General features: G+C 70.2%; 14 protein-coding genes. All 14 read right to left on the reverse strand.

The annotated features are described in order from the left end of the window. Positions 1 to 62 precede the first annotated feature (62 nt). Positions 63 to 1,448, reverse strand: coding sequence for an aspartate aminotransferase family protein (locus tag AQJ67_RS02370; RefSeq protein WP_062716257.1), 1,386 nt, complete (start codon positions 1,446 to 1,448; stop codon positions 63 to 65). Next, complete coding sequence (gene dxs / locus AQJ67_RS02375) at positions 1,445 to 3,403, reverse strand: 1-deoxy-D-xylulose-5-phosphate synthase (RefSeq protein ID WP_062716258.1); 1,959 nt, start codon at positions 3,401 to 3,403, stop codon at positions 1,445 to 1,447. Before dxs ends, AQJ67_RS02370 begins: the two co-directional genes overlap by 4 nt. 31 nt (positions 3,404 to 3,434) lie before the next feature. Then, the gene (gene ispG / locus AQJ67_RS02380; protein ID WP_062716259.1) at positions 3,435 to 4,610 is read right to left on the reverse strand and encodes a flavodoxin-dependent (E)-4-hydroxy-3-methylbut-2-enyl-diphosphate synthase; all 1,176 of its coding nucleotides are present in this window, start codon (positions 4,608 to 4,610) and stop codon (positions 3,435 to 3,437) included. A gap of 4 nt (positions 4,611 to 4,614) precedes the next feature. Further along, on the reverse strand, positions 4,615 to 5,637 hold the full coding sequence (gene hpnH / locus AQJ67_RS02385) for an adenosyl-hopene transferase HpnH (RefSeq protein WP_062716260.1): 1,023 nt from the start codon (positions 5,635 to 5,637) through the stop codon (positions 4,615 to 4,617). Positions 5,638 to 5,642: 5 nt separating this feature from the next. Next, positions 5,643 to 6,284, reverse strand: a complete 642-nt coding sequence (locus tag AQJ67_RS02390; RefSeq protein ID WP_062716261.1) for a 5'-methylthioadenosine/S-adenosylhomocysteine nucleosidase family protein — start codon at positions 6,282 to 6,284, stop codon at positions 5,643 to 5,645. After that, positions 6,284 to 8,299 carry a squalene--hopene cyclase gene (shc, locus tag AQJ67_RS02395; RefSeq protein WP_062716262.1) on the reverse strand — a complete coding sequence of 672 codons (2,016 nt, stop codon included), beginning with the start codon at positions 8,297 to 8,299 and terminating at the stop codon, positions 6,284 to 6,286. Before shc ends, AQJ67_RS02390 begins: the two co-directional genes overlap by 1 nt. A gap of 143 nt (positions 8,300 to 8,442) precedes the next feature. Beyond that, on the reverse strand, positions 8,443 to 9,516 hold the full coding sequence (locus AQJ67_RS02400) for a polyprenyl synthetase family protein (protein WP_062716263.1): 1,074 nt from the start codon (positions 9,514 to 9,516) through the stop codon (positions 8,443 to 8,445). Positions 9,517 to 9,578: 62 nt separating this feature from the next. Further along, positions 9,579 to 11,009 (reverse strand): hydroxysqualene dehydroxylase HpnE, encoded by a 1,431-nt coding sequence (gene hpnE / locus AQJ67_RS02405; RefSeq protein ID WP_062716264.1) that lies wholly within the window; start codon positions 11,007 to 11,009, stop codon positions 9,579 to 9,581. Beyond that, positions 11,006 to 11,149: a DUF6380 family protein gene (locus AQJ67_RS48895; protein WP_244190343.1), complete on the reverse strand. Its 144-nt coding sequence runs from the start codon at positions 11,147 to 11,149 to the stop codon at positions 11,006 to 11,008. Before AQJ67_RS48895 ends, hpnE begins: the two co-directional genes overlap by 4 nt. After that, positions 11,149 to 12,111, reverse strand: a complete 963-nt coding sequence (hpnD, locus tag AQJ67_RS02410; RefSeq protein WP_062716265.1) for a presqualene diphosphate synthase HpnD — start codon at positions 12,109 to 12,111, stop codon at positions 11,149 to 11,151. The genes AQJ67_RS48895 and hpnD overlap by 1 nt, the downstream gene beginning before the upstream one ends. Then, positions 12,108 to 13,007 (reverse strand): squalene synthase HpnC, encoded by a 900-nt coding sequence (gene hpnC, locus AQJ67_RS02415; protein ID WP_062716767.1) that lies wholly within the window; start codon positions 13,005 to 13,007, stop codon positions 12,108 to 12,110. The genes hpnD and hpnC overlap by 4 nt, the downstream gene beginning before the upstream one ends. A gap of 387 nt (positions 13,008 to 13,394) precedes the next feature. Continuing rightward, positions 13,395 to 14,177, reverse strand: a complete 783-nt coding sequence (locus tag AQJ67_RS02420; protein WP_062716266.1) for an ABC transporter ATP-binding protein — start codon at positions 14,175 to 14,177, stop codon at positions 13,395 to 13,397. Beyond that, the gene (locus tag AQJ67_RS02425) at positions 14,170 to 15,105 is read right to left on the reverse strand and encodes an ABC transporter permease (protein WP_062716267.1); all 936 of its coding nucleotides are present in this window, start codon (positions 15,103 to 15,105) and stop codon (positions 14,170 to 14,172) included. The genes AQJ67_RS02420 and AQJ67_RS02425 overlap by 8 nt, the downstream gene beginning before the upstream one ends. Before the next feature lie 96 nt (positions 15,106 to 15,201). Further along, positions 15,202 to 16,074, reverse strand: coding sequence for a glycosyltransferase family 2 protein (locus AQJ67_RS02430; RefSeq protein ID WP_062716268.1), 873 nt, complete (start codon positions 16,072 to 16,074; stop codon positions 15,202 to 15,204). Positions 16,075 to 16,078: the final 4 nt, after the last annotated feature.

Consider the following 16,078-nt stretch of genomic DNA (forward strand, 5'->3'; position numbering starts at 1 on the left):
TGCGGCAAATTTCTTGCCTCTCAGGCAAAAGGCGGTGCGGACTCACCGTCTCAGAGCCGTGGCTAGCGGTTGGCGACCGCCTGCTTGATCAGTGTTTTCCCGAAGTCCCACATCAGCCCGCCACCGCTGTGCGCGTCGTCCATCACATCGGTGAAGGCGTCGACGAACCGGTCCACCTCCCGCTCGCCGATGATCAGCGGCGGGATCAGCTTGATCACCTCAAGGTGGTCGCCGGAGACCTGGGTGAGGATCCGGTGCCGCCGCAGCAGCGGGACGACGACCATCTGCGCGAACAGGCCCTTGCGGGCGGCCTGGAGCATGGTCCAGCGACCGCGCAGCTTCAGCGAGTCGGGCCGGCCGAACTCGATGCCGACCATGAGCCCCCGGCCACGCACGTCGGCGAGCAGTTCGTACTTGTCGGTCAGCGCGGCGAGCCGGGACCTGAGCAGTTCGCCCGTCGCCCGCGCGTTCGCGACGATCTGCTCGTTCTCCATGACGGACAGCACGGCGAGCCCGGCCGCCATGGCCTGCGCGTTGGACCCGAAGCTCGCCGAGTGGACCAGCACCCGGTCCATGGACGAGTAGACCTTCTTGAAGATCCAGTCCTTGCCGAGGGTGGCGCCCACCGGCACATAGCCCCCGGACAGCGCCTTGGCCACACACACCAGGTCCGGCTCGACCCCGTCCTCGTGCTGGTAGGCGTAGAAGTCGCCGGTACGGCCGAGCCCTGTCTGCACCTCGTCGGCGATGAGCAGCGCCTTGTGCCGGTGCAGCAGTTCCTGGGCGGCCCGCAGATAGCCGGGCGGGGGCTCGTGCACCCCCTTGCCCTGGATCGGCTCGACGATCAGGGCGGCCACGTCGCCCTTCTTCAACTCCCGTGCCAGGGCGTCGAGATCGCCGAGCGGTACGGCCGTGTCGGGCAGCAGCGGGGCGAAGCCGTCCCGGAAGCCGGACTCGCCGTTGACGGACAGGGAACCGGTGGTCAGCCCGTGGAAGGCGTGGTCGCAGTACAGCACCCTCGGCTTCCCGGTGACGAACCGGGCGAACTTCAGCGCGGTCTCCACCGCCTCCGTGCCGCTGTTGCCGAAGAAGACCCGGTCCAGATGCGGGCTGTGCGCGAGCAGCTTCTCGGCCAGCAGTCCGGGCAGCGGCTGGCAGTCGAAGCGGGTGAGGTCGGCGAGCTGGGCGTCGAGGACGTCGTGCAGCGCCTTGCGGACGACGGGGTGGTGGCGTCCCAGGCCCATCACCCCGAACCCGGCGAGCATGTCCAGGTAGTCGTCGCCGTCCGCGTCCCAGAAGTAGGCACCCTCGGCCCGCTCGTACACCTTGTCGAAGCCGATGGTGTGCAGCATGCGCGGGAGCTGGTGGTTCAGGTACCTGCCGTGCAGCTCGTAGCGCTCGGCCCCGCGCTCGGCGAGGAGGTGGCCGAGGTCGAACTCCGTGGTCATTCGGCTTTCTCCTTGACTGGCGCGACGGTACGGCCGTCCTGGCCGCCGACGGCCTCTTCAGGGCCAGGCAGGCTGCCCTCGGCGTCCTTGAGGGCAAGGCTCGCGCTGATCCGTCCGGCGACCTCGACGGGTGTGAGCCCGATGTCGGCGAGCACCTCGCCGCGCTTGGCGTGCGCGAGGAACTGCTCCGGGATGCCGAACCGTCGTACGGGCACGTCGACATCGGCGTCGCCCAGCGCCAGCGCCACGGCGGCGCCCACGCCGGAGGAGCGGCTGTTGTCCTCGACGACGGCCACCAGCCGGTGCTGGGCGGCGAGAGGCGCGAGTGCGGGGTCGACGGGTTTCACCCAGCGCGGGTCGACGACGGTGCAGTCGATGCCGCGCGCCTGGAGCAGTTCGGCGGCCTGGAGGCACACCGGCGCCATCACGCCGACGGCGACCAGCAGCACCTCCGGATCGCCGGCGTCCCGGTGCAGAACGTCGAGGCCGCCCAGCCGGTCGACGGCCGGGATCGACGGGCCGACGGACTCCTTCGGGAACCGTACGAGGGTCGGCGCGTCGTCCACCGCCACGGCCTCCCGCAGCTGTGCCCGCAGCTGGTCGGCGTCGCGCGGCGCGGCGATCCGCAGCCCCGGCACGACCTGGAGGATCGACATGTCCCACATGCCATTGTGGGAAGCCCCGTCGGCGCCCGTGACGCCGGCCCGGTCGAGCACGAACGTCACCCCGCAGCGGTGCAGCGCGACGTCCATCAGCAGCTGGTCGAAGGCCCGGTTGAGGAAGGTGGCGTAGACGGCGACGACCGGGTGCAGCCCGCCCGTCGCGAGCCCGGCCGCCGACACCGCCGCGTGCTGCTCGGCGATCCCGACGTCCCAGACCCGGTCCGGGAACCGCTCCGCGAACTTGCCGAGCCCGACCGGGTGCAGCATGGCCGCCGTGATCGCCACGACGTCCTCCCGCTCCTCACCGATCCGCACGATCTCCTCGCCGAACACCGACGTCCAGGAGGGCCCGCCCGACGGCGCGAGCGGCTCGCAGGTCAGCGGGTCCATCACCCCGACGGTGTGGAAGTGGTCCTCCTCGTGGGCGAGGGCGGGTTCGTAGCCGCGCCCCTTCTCCGTGAGGCAGTGGATCAGTACGGGCCCGTGGAAGCGCTTGGCCCGGCGCAGCGCCGACTCGACGGCCCCGATGTCGTGCCCGTCGATGGGGCCGACGTACTTCAGGCCCAGGTCCTCGAACATGCCCTGTGGTGCGAAGGCGTCCTTGAAGCCCTTCTTCGCGCCGTGCAGCGACTCGTAGATCGTGTGCCCGACGAGCGGGGTCCGCAGCAGTACGTCCTTGCCCCAGGCCAGCACCCGCTCGTAGCTGTCGGTCGTGCGCAGGGTCGCGAGGTGGTTGGCGAGCCCTCCGATGGTCGGGGCGTACGAGCGCTCGTTGTCGTTGACGACGATGATCAGCGGTCGGTCCTTGGCGGCCGCGATGTTGTTGAGCGCCTCCCAGGCCATACCGCCGGTCAGCGCCCCGTCGCCGATCACCGCGACGACATGGCCCTTCTCCCCCTGTACCTCGCGGGCCTTGGCGAGGCCGTCGGCCCAGCCGAGCGCGGTGGAGGCGTGGCTGTTCTCGACGATGTCGTGCTCGGACTCCTCGCGCGAGGGGTAGCCGGACAGGCCGCCCTTGCCGCGCAGCTTGGAGAAGTCCTGACGCCCTGTCAGAAGCTTGTGTACGTAGCTCTGGTGACCGGTGTCCCAGACGATGCGGTCGACCGGCGACTCGAAGGCCCGGTGGAGCGCGATGGAGAGTTCCACCACCCCCAGATTGGGCCCGAGATGTCCGCCGGTCCTGGCGACCGCGTGCACCAGGAACTCCCTGATCTCATGGGACAGATCACCGAGTTCCGTCTCGGACAGCGCCTTCAGGTCACGTGGTCCCCGGATGCTCTCCAGAATCGTCACGCTCGGGCCCCCTCTCGGTCCGTGCCTTGCCTCAACTCACCGTCACGGCCGGTTTCCCCGTGACGGCGGGGGCGCCCGATGCGGCCCCGTCCTGCTCCATCTGCTCGGCGATCTTCATCGCCTCCTCGATCAGGGTCTCGACGATCTTCGACTCGGGGACGGTCTTGATGACCTCGCCCTTCACGAAGATCTGCCCCTTGCCGTTGCCGGAGGCGACCCCCAGGTCCGCCTCCCGCGCCTCGCCGGGGCCGTTGACGACGCAGCCCATGACGGCTACCCGCAACGGCACTTCCATGCCTTCCAGGCCGGCCGTGACCTCGTCCGCCAGCTTGTACACGTCGACCTGAGCCCGCCCGCACGACGGACAGGAGACGATCTCCAGGCGCCGCTGCTTGAGGTTCAGGGACTCCAGGATCTGGAGGCCGACCTTGACCTCCTCGGCGGGCGGGGCGCTCAGGGAGACCCGGATCGTGTCGCCGATGCCCTGTGACAGCAGCGCCCCGAAGGCGACGGCCGACTTGATGGTGCCCTGGAACGCCGGGCCGGCCTCGGTCACGCCGAGGTGGAGCGGGTAGTCGCACTGGGCGGCCAGCTGCTTATAGGCCTCGATCATGATGACCGGGTCGTTGTGCTTGACCGAGATCTTGATGTCCCGGAAGTCGTGCTCCTCGAAGAGGGACGCCTCCCACAGCGCGCTCTCCACGAGCGCCTCCGGCGTCGCCTTGCCGTACTTCTGCAGCAGCCGCCGGTCCAGCGAGCCCGCGTTGACGCCGATCCGGATCGGGGTGCCGTGATCCTTGGCGGCCCGCGCGATCTCCTTGACCTTGTCGTCGAACTGCTTGATGTTCCCGGGATTGACGCGCACCGCGGCACAGCCGGCCTCGATCGCCGCGAACACGTACTTCGGCTGGAAGTGGATGTCCGCGATCACCGGGATCTGCGACTTGCGGGCGATCGTCGAGAGCGCGTCCGCGTCGTCCTGCGTCGGACAGGCCACCCGCACGATCTGGCAGCCGGACGCCGTCAGCTCGGCGATCTGCTGGAGGGTCGCGCCGATGTCGGACGTACGCGTCGTCGTCATCGACTGGACCGACACCGGGGCCCCGCCCCCGACCGCCACCGGCCCGACCTGGATCTGCCGCGACACGCGCCGCTCGGCGATCGGGCGGGCCGGCACCTCGGGGACGCCCAAGGAGATGGCGGTCATGGCCTCACTCCCGGTTCCCGGAGACCGTCTCGCGCATCGCGCGCAGCGACTCCTTCAGCGAGCCCATGGTGGCGAGGACTGCGGTCGGCTCGTAGCCGCAGTGCGCCATGCAGTTGGCGCAGCGCGGGTCCTTGCCGCGGCCGTACTTGTCCCAGTCGGTGTCCTCGATCAGCTCCCGGTACGTGGGGACGTATCCGTCGCTCATCAGGTAGCAGGGGCGCTGCCAGCCGAAGAGGGAGTAGTTGGGGATCGCCCAGGCGGTGCACGGGAAGTCGACCTTGCCCTCGAGGAAGTCGAGGAACAGTGGCGAGTGGTTGAGCCGCCACTTCCTGCGGTTGCCGCCCGCGAAGGCCTTCTTGAACAGCTCGCGGGTCTGCTCGACGCCGAGGAAGTGCTCCTGGTCGGGTGCCTTCTCGTAGGCGTAGGCGGGCGAGATCATCATCTCGTCGACCTTGAGGTCGTCGTTGAGGTAGTTGAGCACCTCGATGATGGTCTGCGGGGTGTCGGTGTTGAAGAAGGTCGAGTTGGTGGTGACTCGGAAGCCGCGCCGCTTGGCCTCCTTGATCGCCTCCACGGCCTCGTCGAACACGCCCTCCTTGGCCACCGACTCGTCGTGGCGCTCGCGCAGGCCGTCGATGTGCACGGCGAAGGCGAAGTAGGGCGAGGGCGTGAACTTGTCCATCTTCTTGCGCAGCAGCATGGCGTTGGTGCACAGGAAGACGTACTTCCGCTTGGCCACCAACTGCCGCACGATCTCGTCGATCTGCGGGTGCATCAGGGGTTCGCCGCCGGCGATGGACACCATCGGCGCACCGGATTCGAGCACGGCCCCGACTGCCTGGGCCACCGGCATGCGCTGCTTCAGGACTCCGGCCGGGTGCTGGATCTTGCCGCAACCCTCGCACTTGAGGTTGCAGGCGAAGAGCGGTTCCAGCTCGACGATCAGCGGGAACTTGTCACGCCTGCGAAGCTTCTGTTCGGCCAAGTAAGTAGCGACCTTGATGGACTGACGCAGCGGCATGGCCATCTGGCTCACCTCCTGGGGAGCAGCAAAGAACGGTGCCATTCGTAGAATGCGGGTAGAACGACACGAAGGACGCGGAAAGCCGATATTCCACCGCGCAACGTGCCGATCCGGACGAGTTCATGTTCTGGAGCGTCCACGACCACCCGGACGGCCGCAACCGGGCGCTCGCCCGCGCGTACGGCGCTCAGGAGCGTGGCCGCCGACTCCATGTCGACCGCGATTGCGCCGGTCGTGAGCAGATCGGACCGCTCCTGACCTCGGATGATGTGATCCGAGCCGGTGAGCGGTCCGGTGTGGACGGTGCGGCCGGGGACGGCACGCCTGAGTTCTTTGACGAGTAGGTCGGTTCCGACGCACGGAACGGTTCCCGCCGGATCCCGGGTTTCCTCGGCGACCACCAGGTCACCGGGGTGCATCCCGGGGGCGAGCCCCGCGCAGAAGCCCGTGGCGAGCACGGCGGCCCCGCTGAGGGCCGGGTCGGCCAGCATCCGGGTGACGGAGCGTTCCGCCGCCCGGGGTCCCATGCCGGTCCGTAGGACGGTCACCGGCCCGTCGGCCCCGCCGCGGTCACCGGCGCGCAGGGCGAACTGCTCGATGCCGAGCGCGCAGGCGATCAGCAGCGGGGCCGGGGCGGGCTCTGGGCTCATCAGCTCCCCTTGACCTCGGCGAGAGCCGCACCGGCCTTGTCGGCGAAGGGCTCTCCGTGGACGTACCGGCCGAGTGCGGTGAGCGGGAAGACCTGACGGTAGAGGTGGTAGTTGATCGAGAAGTCCCAGGGGAAGCCGGTGCCCGTGAAGTACGGCTCGTCCCAGGAGCCGTCCTCCCGCTGGGTGGCCGCGAGCCACTCGATGCCGCGCTCGACGGCCTTGGACTCCTTCTCCCCCGCCGCCAGCAGCGCCATCAGCGCCCACGCGGTCTGCGAGGCGGTGGAGGCGCCCCTGCCGCTCCACTCCTTGACGTACTTGTAGGAGCGCAGGTCCTCGCCCCAGCCGCCGTCGTCGTTCTGGACGGACTCCAGCCAGGCCACCGCGCGGCGGATCGCCGGGTGCGAGCCGGGGAAACCGGCCGCCACCAGGGCGGGTACGACCGACCCGGTGCCGTAGACGTAGTTGACGCCCCAGCGTCCGAACCACGAGCCGTCCGGCTCCTGCTCGGCGAGCAGCCACTGGATGCCGCGCCGGGTGCGCGGGTCGTGGGCCAGGCCCTCGACCGCGAGCATCTCGACGACGTGCGCGGTGACGTCCGCCGACGGCGGGTCGATGACCTCGCCGAAGTCACAGAACGGGAGCCGGTTGGGGAACGGGCTGGTGTTGTCGACGTCGAAGGCGCCCCAGGCCCCGTTCTTCGACTGCATCCCGAGGTTCCAGCGCACCCCGCGCCCGATGGCCCTCTCGACGCGCTCCGGGTCGTGGTGCTTGACCCGGCGCAGTGCGAGGACGACCTCGGCGGTGTCGTCGATGTCGGGGTAGTTGTCGTTGTGGAACTCGAACGCCCAGCCGCCGGGCGGCAGTTGGGGTCGCTTGACCGCCCAGTCGCCGGGCCGGACGATCTCCTCGCCCAGCATCCAGTCGGCGGCCTTGACGAGCTGCGGATGATCGGCCGGCACCCCGGCGTCCACGAGCGCGATGGTCGCGAGGCAGGTGTCCCAGACCGGCGACTGGCACGCCTCGATCATCCGCGCCCCGTCCTCTCGCCACACGGCGAAACGGTCCAGCGACGCCAGCCCCTCGCGCATGACGGGGTGTTCGAGGTCGTAGCCGAGCAGATGCAGGGCGATGATCGAGTACACCGCCGGCGGCTGGATGCCGCCCCAGCACCCGTCGTTCTCCTGCCGCTCGATGATCCAGCGGGCGGCGGCGTTCATGGCGGCTCTGCGCAGCCTGCGCGGAGCGACCTTGCGCAGCTGGTGCAGTGCCTTGTCGAGCCGCTGGAAGGCCCCGTCCCAACTCGCGGCCGGGGCAAGGGGCTTGGGCGGGTTGGGGTCGGCGGGATCGGTGTGCAGTTCGTCGAGCGGGAAGGGCGCGGGCCGTACCGGGCGCTTCGCGGAGACGATCGTCAGCGGGACGATGGTCTGCCGGGCCCAGCAGCCGAAGTCGTAGATGTTGAGCGGCACCCACTTGGGGAAGTAGATGAGCTCCGGCGGGAGTTCGGGCAGGTCCTCCCACTTCCACCAGCCGAACAGGGCCAGCCAGATCCGGGTGAACACCCGGGAGGCGGCGATCCCGCCCCGCTCACGGATCCACGCCGACGCCCTGGCCATGTGCGGTGCGTCCGGCGCGTCGCCGGCCAGCCGGAGGGCGACGTACGCCTCGACGGTGGCGGAGAGTTCGCCCGGACCGCCGTAGAAGGTGGCCCAGGCGCCGTCCCGGCGCTGCTCACCGCGGATGAAGAGCGCGGCGGCCCGGGTGGTCTTCTCGTCGCGGATCCCCAGGAACTGACGGAGCAGCAGGTCCTCGGCGTCCATGGTGACGTTCGTCTCGAGGTCGCCCTTCCACCAGCCCTGGGCGTCCTGCTGCGTCAGCAGAAAGTCGGTGGCGCGCCGAACCGCGCGCTGGGCGGCCTCGTGCACCCCGGCCGCCACGGGGGTCTCACTGTCGGTGTCGCTGGCCGCGGCTGCCCGGGGCGGGAGAGCCCCGGTGCTTCCGTCGGTCGTCGCTGTCATGGCTTCCCCTTCGTGCAGTGCTCCTGGAGTTGCGTCTGCTGTGGGTCCGCCGTCGGCCGGTGTGCTGGTTCCCACCACACCGGCCGGCGACTACGCGAGGGCTATTCGACCGATACTGATCATCTCTTTTCGCCCGTTGGTGCTCATCTCTTCCGTACGACGACGAAGTCGGCGAGCGCCGTGAACCGCGCCCGCACCCGGTCGGGCATGTCGACGGCGTCGAGCGCGTCGACGGCGACGGCGTGCTGACGGCGTGCCTCGTCGGCGGTCCACTCGCGGCCGCCCGCCTCCTCGATGAGGGCGGCGCGGGCCGCGAACTCCGCCTCGGAGAAGTTCTCGAAGTCGCTGCTCTTGGCGTCGGCGGCGAGCATCTCGCCGAGCCGCTCGGAGGCGGAGCCGCCCGCAGCGAGCGCGGCCACGACCGGCAGGGACTTCTTGCGTTGGCGCAGGTCGCTCCAGGTCTGCTTGCCGGTGGAGTCCGGGTCGCCCCAGATGCCGAGGAGGTCGTCGACGGCCTGGAAGGCGAGGCCCAGGTGGTAGCCGTACTTCTCCAGGGTGTCGGCGGTGCGGTCGTCCGCGCCGCCCAGCACCGCGCCGATGGAGCTGGCGCAGGCGAGCAGGGCGCCGGTCTTGTTGCCCTCCATCTCCAGGCACTCCTCGACGCTGACCCGGTCGCGGTGCTCGTAGGAGATGTCCTGCGCCTGGCCGTCGATCAGGGCGCGGGTGGCGGTGGTCAGACGGCGGGTGGCGCGGCCGGCCTCGGCGGTGCCGAGCTCCAGCAGGACCTCGTTGGCGAGGGCGAACAGGGCGTCGCCGACGAGGATGGCCTGGGCCGGGCCGTGCACCTTCCACACCGTGTCGCGGTGGCGGCGCTGTTCGTCGCCGTCCATCAGGTCGTCGTGGAGCAGGGAGAAGTTGTGGACCAGTTCGACGGCGACGGCGCCGGGGATGCCGACCTCGGGCGTGGCGCCGGTGACCTCGGCGGAGAGCACCGCCAGGGCAGGGCGTACGGCCTTGCCGCCGTCGCCGGCCGTGGGCTTGCCGTCGGCGTCGATCCAGCCGAAGTGGTAGGCGGAAACGGTGTCCATGGGAGCGGCCAGGCGGTCGATCGCCGCCCGCAGTACCGGTGTGGCCAGGGTCCTCCCGCGCTCCAGGAGCGCGGCCACGTCCACCGCGGTCTCTCGAGCGGCCTTCTCGGCCGGGGGCACAGTGGGCACGGTCTCTCCTCTTGTTGCGGTACCGGGGGTGCGGGGGCCTGCCGCCGGGCGCTGGTTCAGCATCACGCCGCCTCCTCGACATCGAAGAGGTGACGGGGGCGGGGCCGGCCCAGAGCGCCCAGCGCGGCTTCGGCCGCGCTCACGCCACTGCGGACCGCACTCTCCATGGTCGCGGGCCACCCAGTGGCGGTCCACGCTCCGGCCAGCCAGAGGCCGGGTGCCTTGGTACGGGCGTCGGGCCGCAGCCGCCCGACGCCGGGGGTGGGAGCGAACGTCGCCGTACGCTCCCTGGTCACGAAGAAGTCCTTCACCCGAGCACCGCGCGCCCTGGGCAACAGCCGCTCCAGCTCCGGCAGATACCGCTCGCGCAGCCCGGCGACCGGCTCGTCGATCTCGTCCTGCGCGGCCGACTGGGACAGCGCGAGGTACTGCCCTTCCCTGAGCCCGGAGGCGTCGGTCCGGTCGAACACCCACTGCACCGGGGTACCGAGCGCCGCGAAGAACGGGCTGCTGAGCACCTTGCGGTCGTACACGACATGGACGTTGAGGATCGGCGCGGTGCCGATCTCCAGCAGTCGTTCCGGGGCGTCGAGGGCACCCTCGGGCAGCAGGTCGTAGGCCTCGCGCTGGGCCACGGCGAGCACGACCGCGTCCGCCCGCAGCGTCTCGCCGGGAACCTGGACGCTCCAACGTCCGTTCTCGTCAGGGGAGATGGAGGTGACGCGTGTACGGACCTCGGTACGCACGCCCGCGGAGTCGAGCGCCTTGCGGGCCAGCCGGTCGTGCAGTTCGCCCAGCGGGACATGCGCCCAGCCGATGTCGGCCGCGCCCGGGTCGGACAGCAGACCGGTCTTGAACACCATCGCGGCGAGCCCCAGCGAGGCGTCACCCGCGACCGCGTTGAGGGTGGCGACCCCGACCAGGTCCCACAGGGCCTCGACGGCACGCGCCGACTGGCCGTGCGCGGTCAGCCAGCTGCCGAAGTCGGTTGCGTCCAGGCTCGGATCGGCGAGGTCGAGCCCCTGGAGCGCGAGCGCGGCACGCCCGACCTTCGCGCGATCGGCCAGCGACAGATGCGGATATGTCGCCAGGCTCCGGCCCAGGTGCAGCGGTACGGGCAGCGCGTCGCGCCGCAGCCTGCCGAGCCGGCGGCCCACGGGCCGCGCCAGGTCGACCACGGGTACGTCGAGACGGTCCTGCAGCGGTGCCAGCGCCGTGCCCTCGATACGGTCGAGGAACCAGCGGTAGGCGGTGCAACAGCGCAGATAGACGTGCTGTCCGTTGTCGACGGTCAGGTCGCCGCGCTGGAAGGAGAAGGCCAGGCCCCCCAGTCTCGGCCGGCCCTCGACCAGGGTGACGCGCACTCCGGCGTCGGCCAGCGCGAGCGCGGCGGTGATGCCGGCGAGCCCGCCGCCGACCACGACGGCGTCCTTCCCGGCACCGTCTCCCGGGATGTCCGCGAGCGACCCCTCCGGTCGCGTGCCGTCGGTCATCGTGCACCCTCCCCAGCGCGACCGCCGTGCCGGTACTTGAACGGTGCACGGCCGGTCGTCTCAGTCAGGGACGCGACCCGGCAGCGGAGGGTTGCCCGCCGCTTTTCGCCGGTGGCATCACCTTGGGCCGGAATGTCCATCAGGCGCGCCTCCTGACGGTACGACTGACGGTTCGCCGGGTCACATGCCGGGCGTCCAGACCGGACAGGCCGCGCACGGCGACGTACGCCTTCTCCCGCCCGGGCAGCGAGACCCGGCCGCGCAGCACGGCCTCGGGGTCGCGCTCGATGCGGTCGAGGAGGCGGAGGTAGATGCCGGCCATCGCGGCGACACAGGCGCCGCTGCGGCGGTCCAGCATGGGGAGCAGCCGGTAGCCCTCGGCGAAAAGGGCGCGGGCCCGACGCACTTCGAAGTGCACGAGGCCCGCGAAGTCGGAGCCCTCCGGTGGAGTCGGCCCGCTGAAGCCGGTCGAGCAGCCGAACTTGGCCAGGTCGTCGGAGGGCAGATAGGTGCGGCCGCCCTCGGCGTCCTCGCGGACGTCCCGCAGGATGTTGGTGAGCTGCAGGGCCAGACCGAGCGTGTCGGCGTACTCGGGTGCGCGCTCGGCTCCGCGCGCGCCGGGCTCCGGGCCGAACACGCCGAGCGAGAGCCGCCCGATGGCGCCCGCCACACAGCGGCAGTAGACCTTCAGGTCGTCCCAGGTCTCGTAGGTCTCACCGCGTACGTCCATCAGGACGCCGTCGATGAGCTCGTCGAGGCCGCCGAGCGGGATCGGGAAGGTGTCGGCGGCGTGGGCGAGGGCGACGGCCACGGGGTCGATGTCGTCCTCGTCGACCTTGCCGTCACGGATCCGGGTCAGCAGCTCCCGGGTGTCCTCGAGCCTGGCGATCTTGACGTCGTCGGTCAGGGCGCCGTCGCCGATGTCGTCGACGCGGCGCGAGAACGCGTACAGCGCCGACATCGCGCGACGCTTGGGCGTGGGCAGCAGCCTGATGCCATAGGCGAAGTTACGGGCCTGCTGCCCCGTGACGGCCTCGCAGTAGCTGTAGGCGGCGAGTACCGGTGCGGACGCGTGTGGTGCAGACTCCACGGTCCGGATCACCCCTCTCCTCGCAGAGTCACGCCCACCTCGCGCAGCAGCTGGAGCCTGCTGGCCTTCGGCGGGCCGGGAAGTACGTCGTATTCGGCGGCGGAGATCGCACGGATCGCCGCCTTTCCCCCCGCCACGAATCCCGCGAGCAGCAGCTTCAGCCTGCCGTGGACGCTACCCACCAGGGGGGTGCCTTCATTCAGGAGGGCTTGAGCGCGTTCGGCTTCGTATGCAACCAGTGCGCGCACCGATGCGCCTGCTGTTTTTACCGCGAGATCGGTTTCCTGGACGTGGAAGCGCTTCATGTCCGCCGCGGGCAGATAGATCCGGTCACGGCCGAGGTCCTCGGCGACGTCCTGGAGGTGCTCGACGATCTGCAGGGCCGTGCAGACCGCGTCGGAGCGGCGGATCCGCTCCGGCGTCGCGGTGCCGGTGACGGCGAGGACGAGCCGGCCGACGGGGTTGGCGGACAGTTCGCAGTAGGCAAGGAGATCGTCGTAGGTCTCGTAGCGCGCGACGAGCTGGTCCTGGCGGTTGGCGGCGATCAGACCGAGGAAGGGCTCGGGGGTCAGCGAGCGGCGGCGCACGGTCGGCTGGAGGCGGCGCAGCAGGGGGTGGCGCGGGGTGCCGTCGAAGACGCGGCGCAGATCGGCCTCGAATGCGTCGAGGAGAACCAGGCGGTCGTCGGCCTCCGCGGGCGACACGCCGAGCAGTCGGGCGTCGGCGCCGCCGGGGGCGAGATCGCCGTCACCGATGTCGTCGACGAGGCGGGCGAAGCCGTATACGGCCATGAGGTCGATGCGCCAGGCCCTGGGCAGGAAGAAAGGCGCCACGGGGAAGTTCTCCGCGGCGGCCTTGCCGAGCGTGCCACGCTCCGGGTCGGCTGTGCGCGCGCCGGTTCCCGTCACCGGGGACTGCCCGGCGCGGGGACGGCACATGCTGCGTGGAGCTGGGGAGTTTCCGTAGCCATTGCCGTCACATCTCCCGTTCTACACCGCAGACCCAATGCACACTATTTCGGACACGCCGCCCGGCCGTCCGCGCCGCGGCCCTGCGCGGGGGTGTCGTTCGGTATCGCCCCACTTGCCGCGTTTCGGTACCGGTACAGCTTACGTTGTACAACGGGGCCGGGCCCGTGGGGGTGTCCTGCACATCACAACAACACACCGATTGGCGTCAAGGTTCCCGAGGCCAGGCGGAGTTGACGTTTCCTTTGCAGACGCGGGGCCCCGCCGGGGCAGTTCCGGCAGGGCCCTGCGAAGCGTCCTGGGCCACACGGCCCATACGGGGGTGGACTACTTGCCCGTGAACTTCTCGTACTCCTTGAGGACCTCGTCCGTCGGTCCGTCCATGCGCAGCTCGCCGCGTTCCAGCCACAGGACGCGGTTGCAGGTGTCTCGGATCGACTTGTTGTTGTGGCTGACGAGGAAAACGGTGCCGGCTTCCTTGCGCAGTTCACGGATGCGTTCCTCGGAGCGCTTCTGGAACTTGCGGTCGCCGGTGGCCAGCGCCTCGTCGATCATGAGGACGTCGTGGTCCTTGGCGGCGGCGATGGAGAAGCGCAGACGGGCCGCCATACCGGAGGAATAGGTGCGCATGGGGAGCGTGATGAAGTCGCCCTTCTCGTTGATGCCCGAGAAGTCGACGATCTCCTGGTAGCGCTCCTTGATCTGCTCTCGGGACATGCCCATGGCGAGCCCGCCCAATATGACGTTGCGCTCGCCCGTGAGGTCGTTCATCAGGGCCGCGTTCACGCCGAGCAGGGAGGGCTGGCCGTCGGTGTAGACCTTGCCCTTCTCCGCCGGGAGCAGGCCGGCGATGGCACGCAGCAGCGTGGACTTGCCGGAGCCGTTGGAGCCGATCAGGCCGATGGCCTCGCCCCGGTAGGCGACGAAGGAGACGCCCCGGACGGCGTGCACCTTGCGCACGCCCCGCTCCTCGCCGCGCTTGAGGATGCGGCTCAGGGCGGCGGTGGCGCTGCCCTTGCCGGACTTCGCGCCGTTGACGCGGTAGACGATGTGCAGCTCGTCCGCGATGACGGTGGGGATGCGCTCCGCGTCCTTTACGGGGTCAGCCACGGCCGTACCTCTCTTCCGCCTTCCAGAAGTAGACGAAGCCGACTCCGCCCGCCAGCACCGCCCAGCCCAGCGCGAAGGCCCACACATGCGCCGGCAGGAACGAGGAGTCGTATCCGTCGATCATCGCGAACCGGACCAGGTCCATGTAGATCGCGGCGGGGTTCCACTGCAGGACGTCGGTGATCCAGCCCGGCCAGTTCTTGTCCGCGAGCATCGCCGGGATGCTGAACATCACGCCGGACGCGTACATCCAGGTACGCAGGAGGAACGGCATCAGCTGGGCCAGGTCGGGGGTCTTGCTGCCCATGCGGGCGAAGATCAGAGCGAGTCCCGAGTTGAACACGAACTGCAGCGTCAGCGCGGGCAGGACGAGCAGCCAGGACAGGTCGGGGAAGCTACCGAACGCCATCATGATCACGACGAGCACGATCATGGAGTAGAGCAGCTGCTGGAGCTGCTGGAGCGCGAACGACAGCGGCAGCGAGGCCCGGGGGAAGTGCAGTGCGCGGACCAGACCCAGGTTGCCGGAGATGGCACGCACACCCGCGAGCACCGAGCTCTGGGTGAAGGTGAAGACGAACACGCCGGTCACCAGGAACGGCACGTAGATGTCGCTCGGGATGCCCTCCCGGGCGCCCAGCAGCATGCCGAAGATGAAGAAGTACACGGCCGCGTTCAGCAGCGGCGTGGCCACCTGCCAGAGCTGGCCGAGCTTCGCCTGGCTGTACTGGGCGGTCAGCTTCGCCCGCGAGAACGCGAGGATGAAGTGCCGCCGGTCCCAGAGCTGGCGGACGTACTCGAACAGCGAGGGGCGGGCGCCGCTCACGGTCAGCCCGTGCTTGGCGGCCAGCTGGGCCGCCGTGAGTCCCTCGTCGGGCGACGGAGGCGCGCTCACCGCGACTCCGCCGTCGTGCGTTGTCTCACTCACCTGTGGAAACTTTCGTCTTCGAGATGCGCGGCCTGTGCGGGCCTGGCATGAACCTGGAGCCGGGGTACGGCCCGGGGGCTCTCAGGACCGAGCTTGTCAGATGACGGGAGGTCGGCCCAGTCGAGTCAGCCGCCACACCGTACGCCACTTCATGGGCCGGCGGGGACCGCACGAGGTGGTCCACCCTTCCCGGAATCCGCCGAACCATGCCTTGAGGGCGGAGCGGGACGGGCGGCGGACGAGGGTGAGCAGCATCCAGACGCCCAGATAGACCGGAACGAGGAGGGCCGGAAGGTTTCGGCGGGCCAGCCAGACGCGGTTGCGGGCGACCATGCGATGGTAGACCGCGTGCCGCGAGGGCGCGGTCGTCGGGTGGTACAGCACCATGTCGGACCGGTAGTCGATCATCCAGCCCGCGTCGAGGGCCCGCCATGCCAGGTCGGTTTCCTCATGGGCGTAGAAGAATTCGTCCGGGAGCCCGCCGACTTCGGCGAAGACCTGCGTACGGACGGCGTTGGCGCCGCCCAGGAACGTGGTCACCCGGGAGGAGCGCATCGGGTCGGAGGCCCGCAGCCGCGGCACATGGCGGCGCTGGGTGACGCCGGTCTCCGGGTCGGCGATGCGGAAGCTGATGATGCCGAGCTTCGGGTCGGCCTCGAACGCCTTGCGGCACAGCTCGGCGGTGTCGTGGTGGGCGAGCAGGCCGTCGTCGTCGAGGAAGAGCAGGACGTCGACGTCGCGGCCGCTGGGGCCGAAGGCCTCGATGCCGACGTTGCGGCCACCGGGGATGCCGAGGTTCTCGGGCAGCTCGATGGTGCGGACGCCCTCGGGGACGTCCGGGACCGGGGAGCCGTTGCCGACGACGACCACCTCGACGCGGTCGCCGTCCTGCTTGGCGACCGAGTCGAGGAGGGCGCGCAGTTCGTCGGGGCGGTTGCCCATCGTGATGATGACCGCGCCGACCTTCATGCCG

Origin of the sequence: Streptomyces caeruleatus (assembly GCF_001514235.1) — a bacterium.
Taxonomy (GTDB): Bacteria; Actinomycetota; Actinomycetes; order Streptomycetales; family Streptomycetaceae; genus Streptomyces; species Streptomyces caeruleatus.

What these genes read in the sequence shown, in the direction of transcription:
- AQJ67_RS02370 (WP_062716257.1), bottom strand. Translation starts at nt 1,448, where the DNA reads ATGACCACGGAGTTCGACCTCGGCCACCTCCTCGCCGAGCGCGGGGCC.
- ispG (WP_062716259.1), bottom strand. Translation starts at nt 4,610, where the DNA reads ATGACCGCCATCTCCTTGGGCGTCCCCGAGGTGCCGGCCCGCCCGATC.
- hpnH (WP_062716260.1), bottom strand. Translation starts at nt 5,637, where the DNA reads ATGGCCATGCCGCTGCGTCAGTCCATCAAGGTCGCTACTTACTTGGCC.
- AQJ67_RS02390 (WP_062716261.1), bottom strand. Translation starts at nt 6,284, where the DNA reads ATGAGCCCAGAGCCCGCCCCGGCCCCGCTGCTGATCGCCTGCGCGCTC.
- shc (WP_062716262.1), bottom strand. Translation starts at nt 8,299, where the DNA reads ATGACAGCGACGACCGACGGAAGCACCGGGGCTCTCCCGCCCCGGGCA.
- hpnE (WP_062716264.1), bottom strand. Translation starts at nt 11,009, where the DNA reads ATGACCGACGGCACGCGACCGGAGGGGTCGCTCGCGGACATCCCGGGA.
- AQJ67_RS48895 (WP_244190343.1), bottom strand. Translation starts at nt 11,149, where the DNA reads ATGGACATTCCGGCCCAAGGTGATGCCACCGGCGAAAAGCGGCGGGCA.
- AQJ67_RS02430 (WP_062716268.1), bottom strand. Translation starts at nt 16,074, where the DNA reads ATGAAGGTCGGCGCGGTCATCATCACGATGGGCAACCGCCCCGACGAA.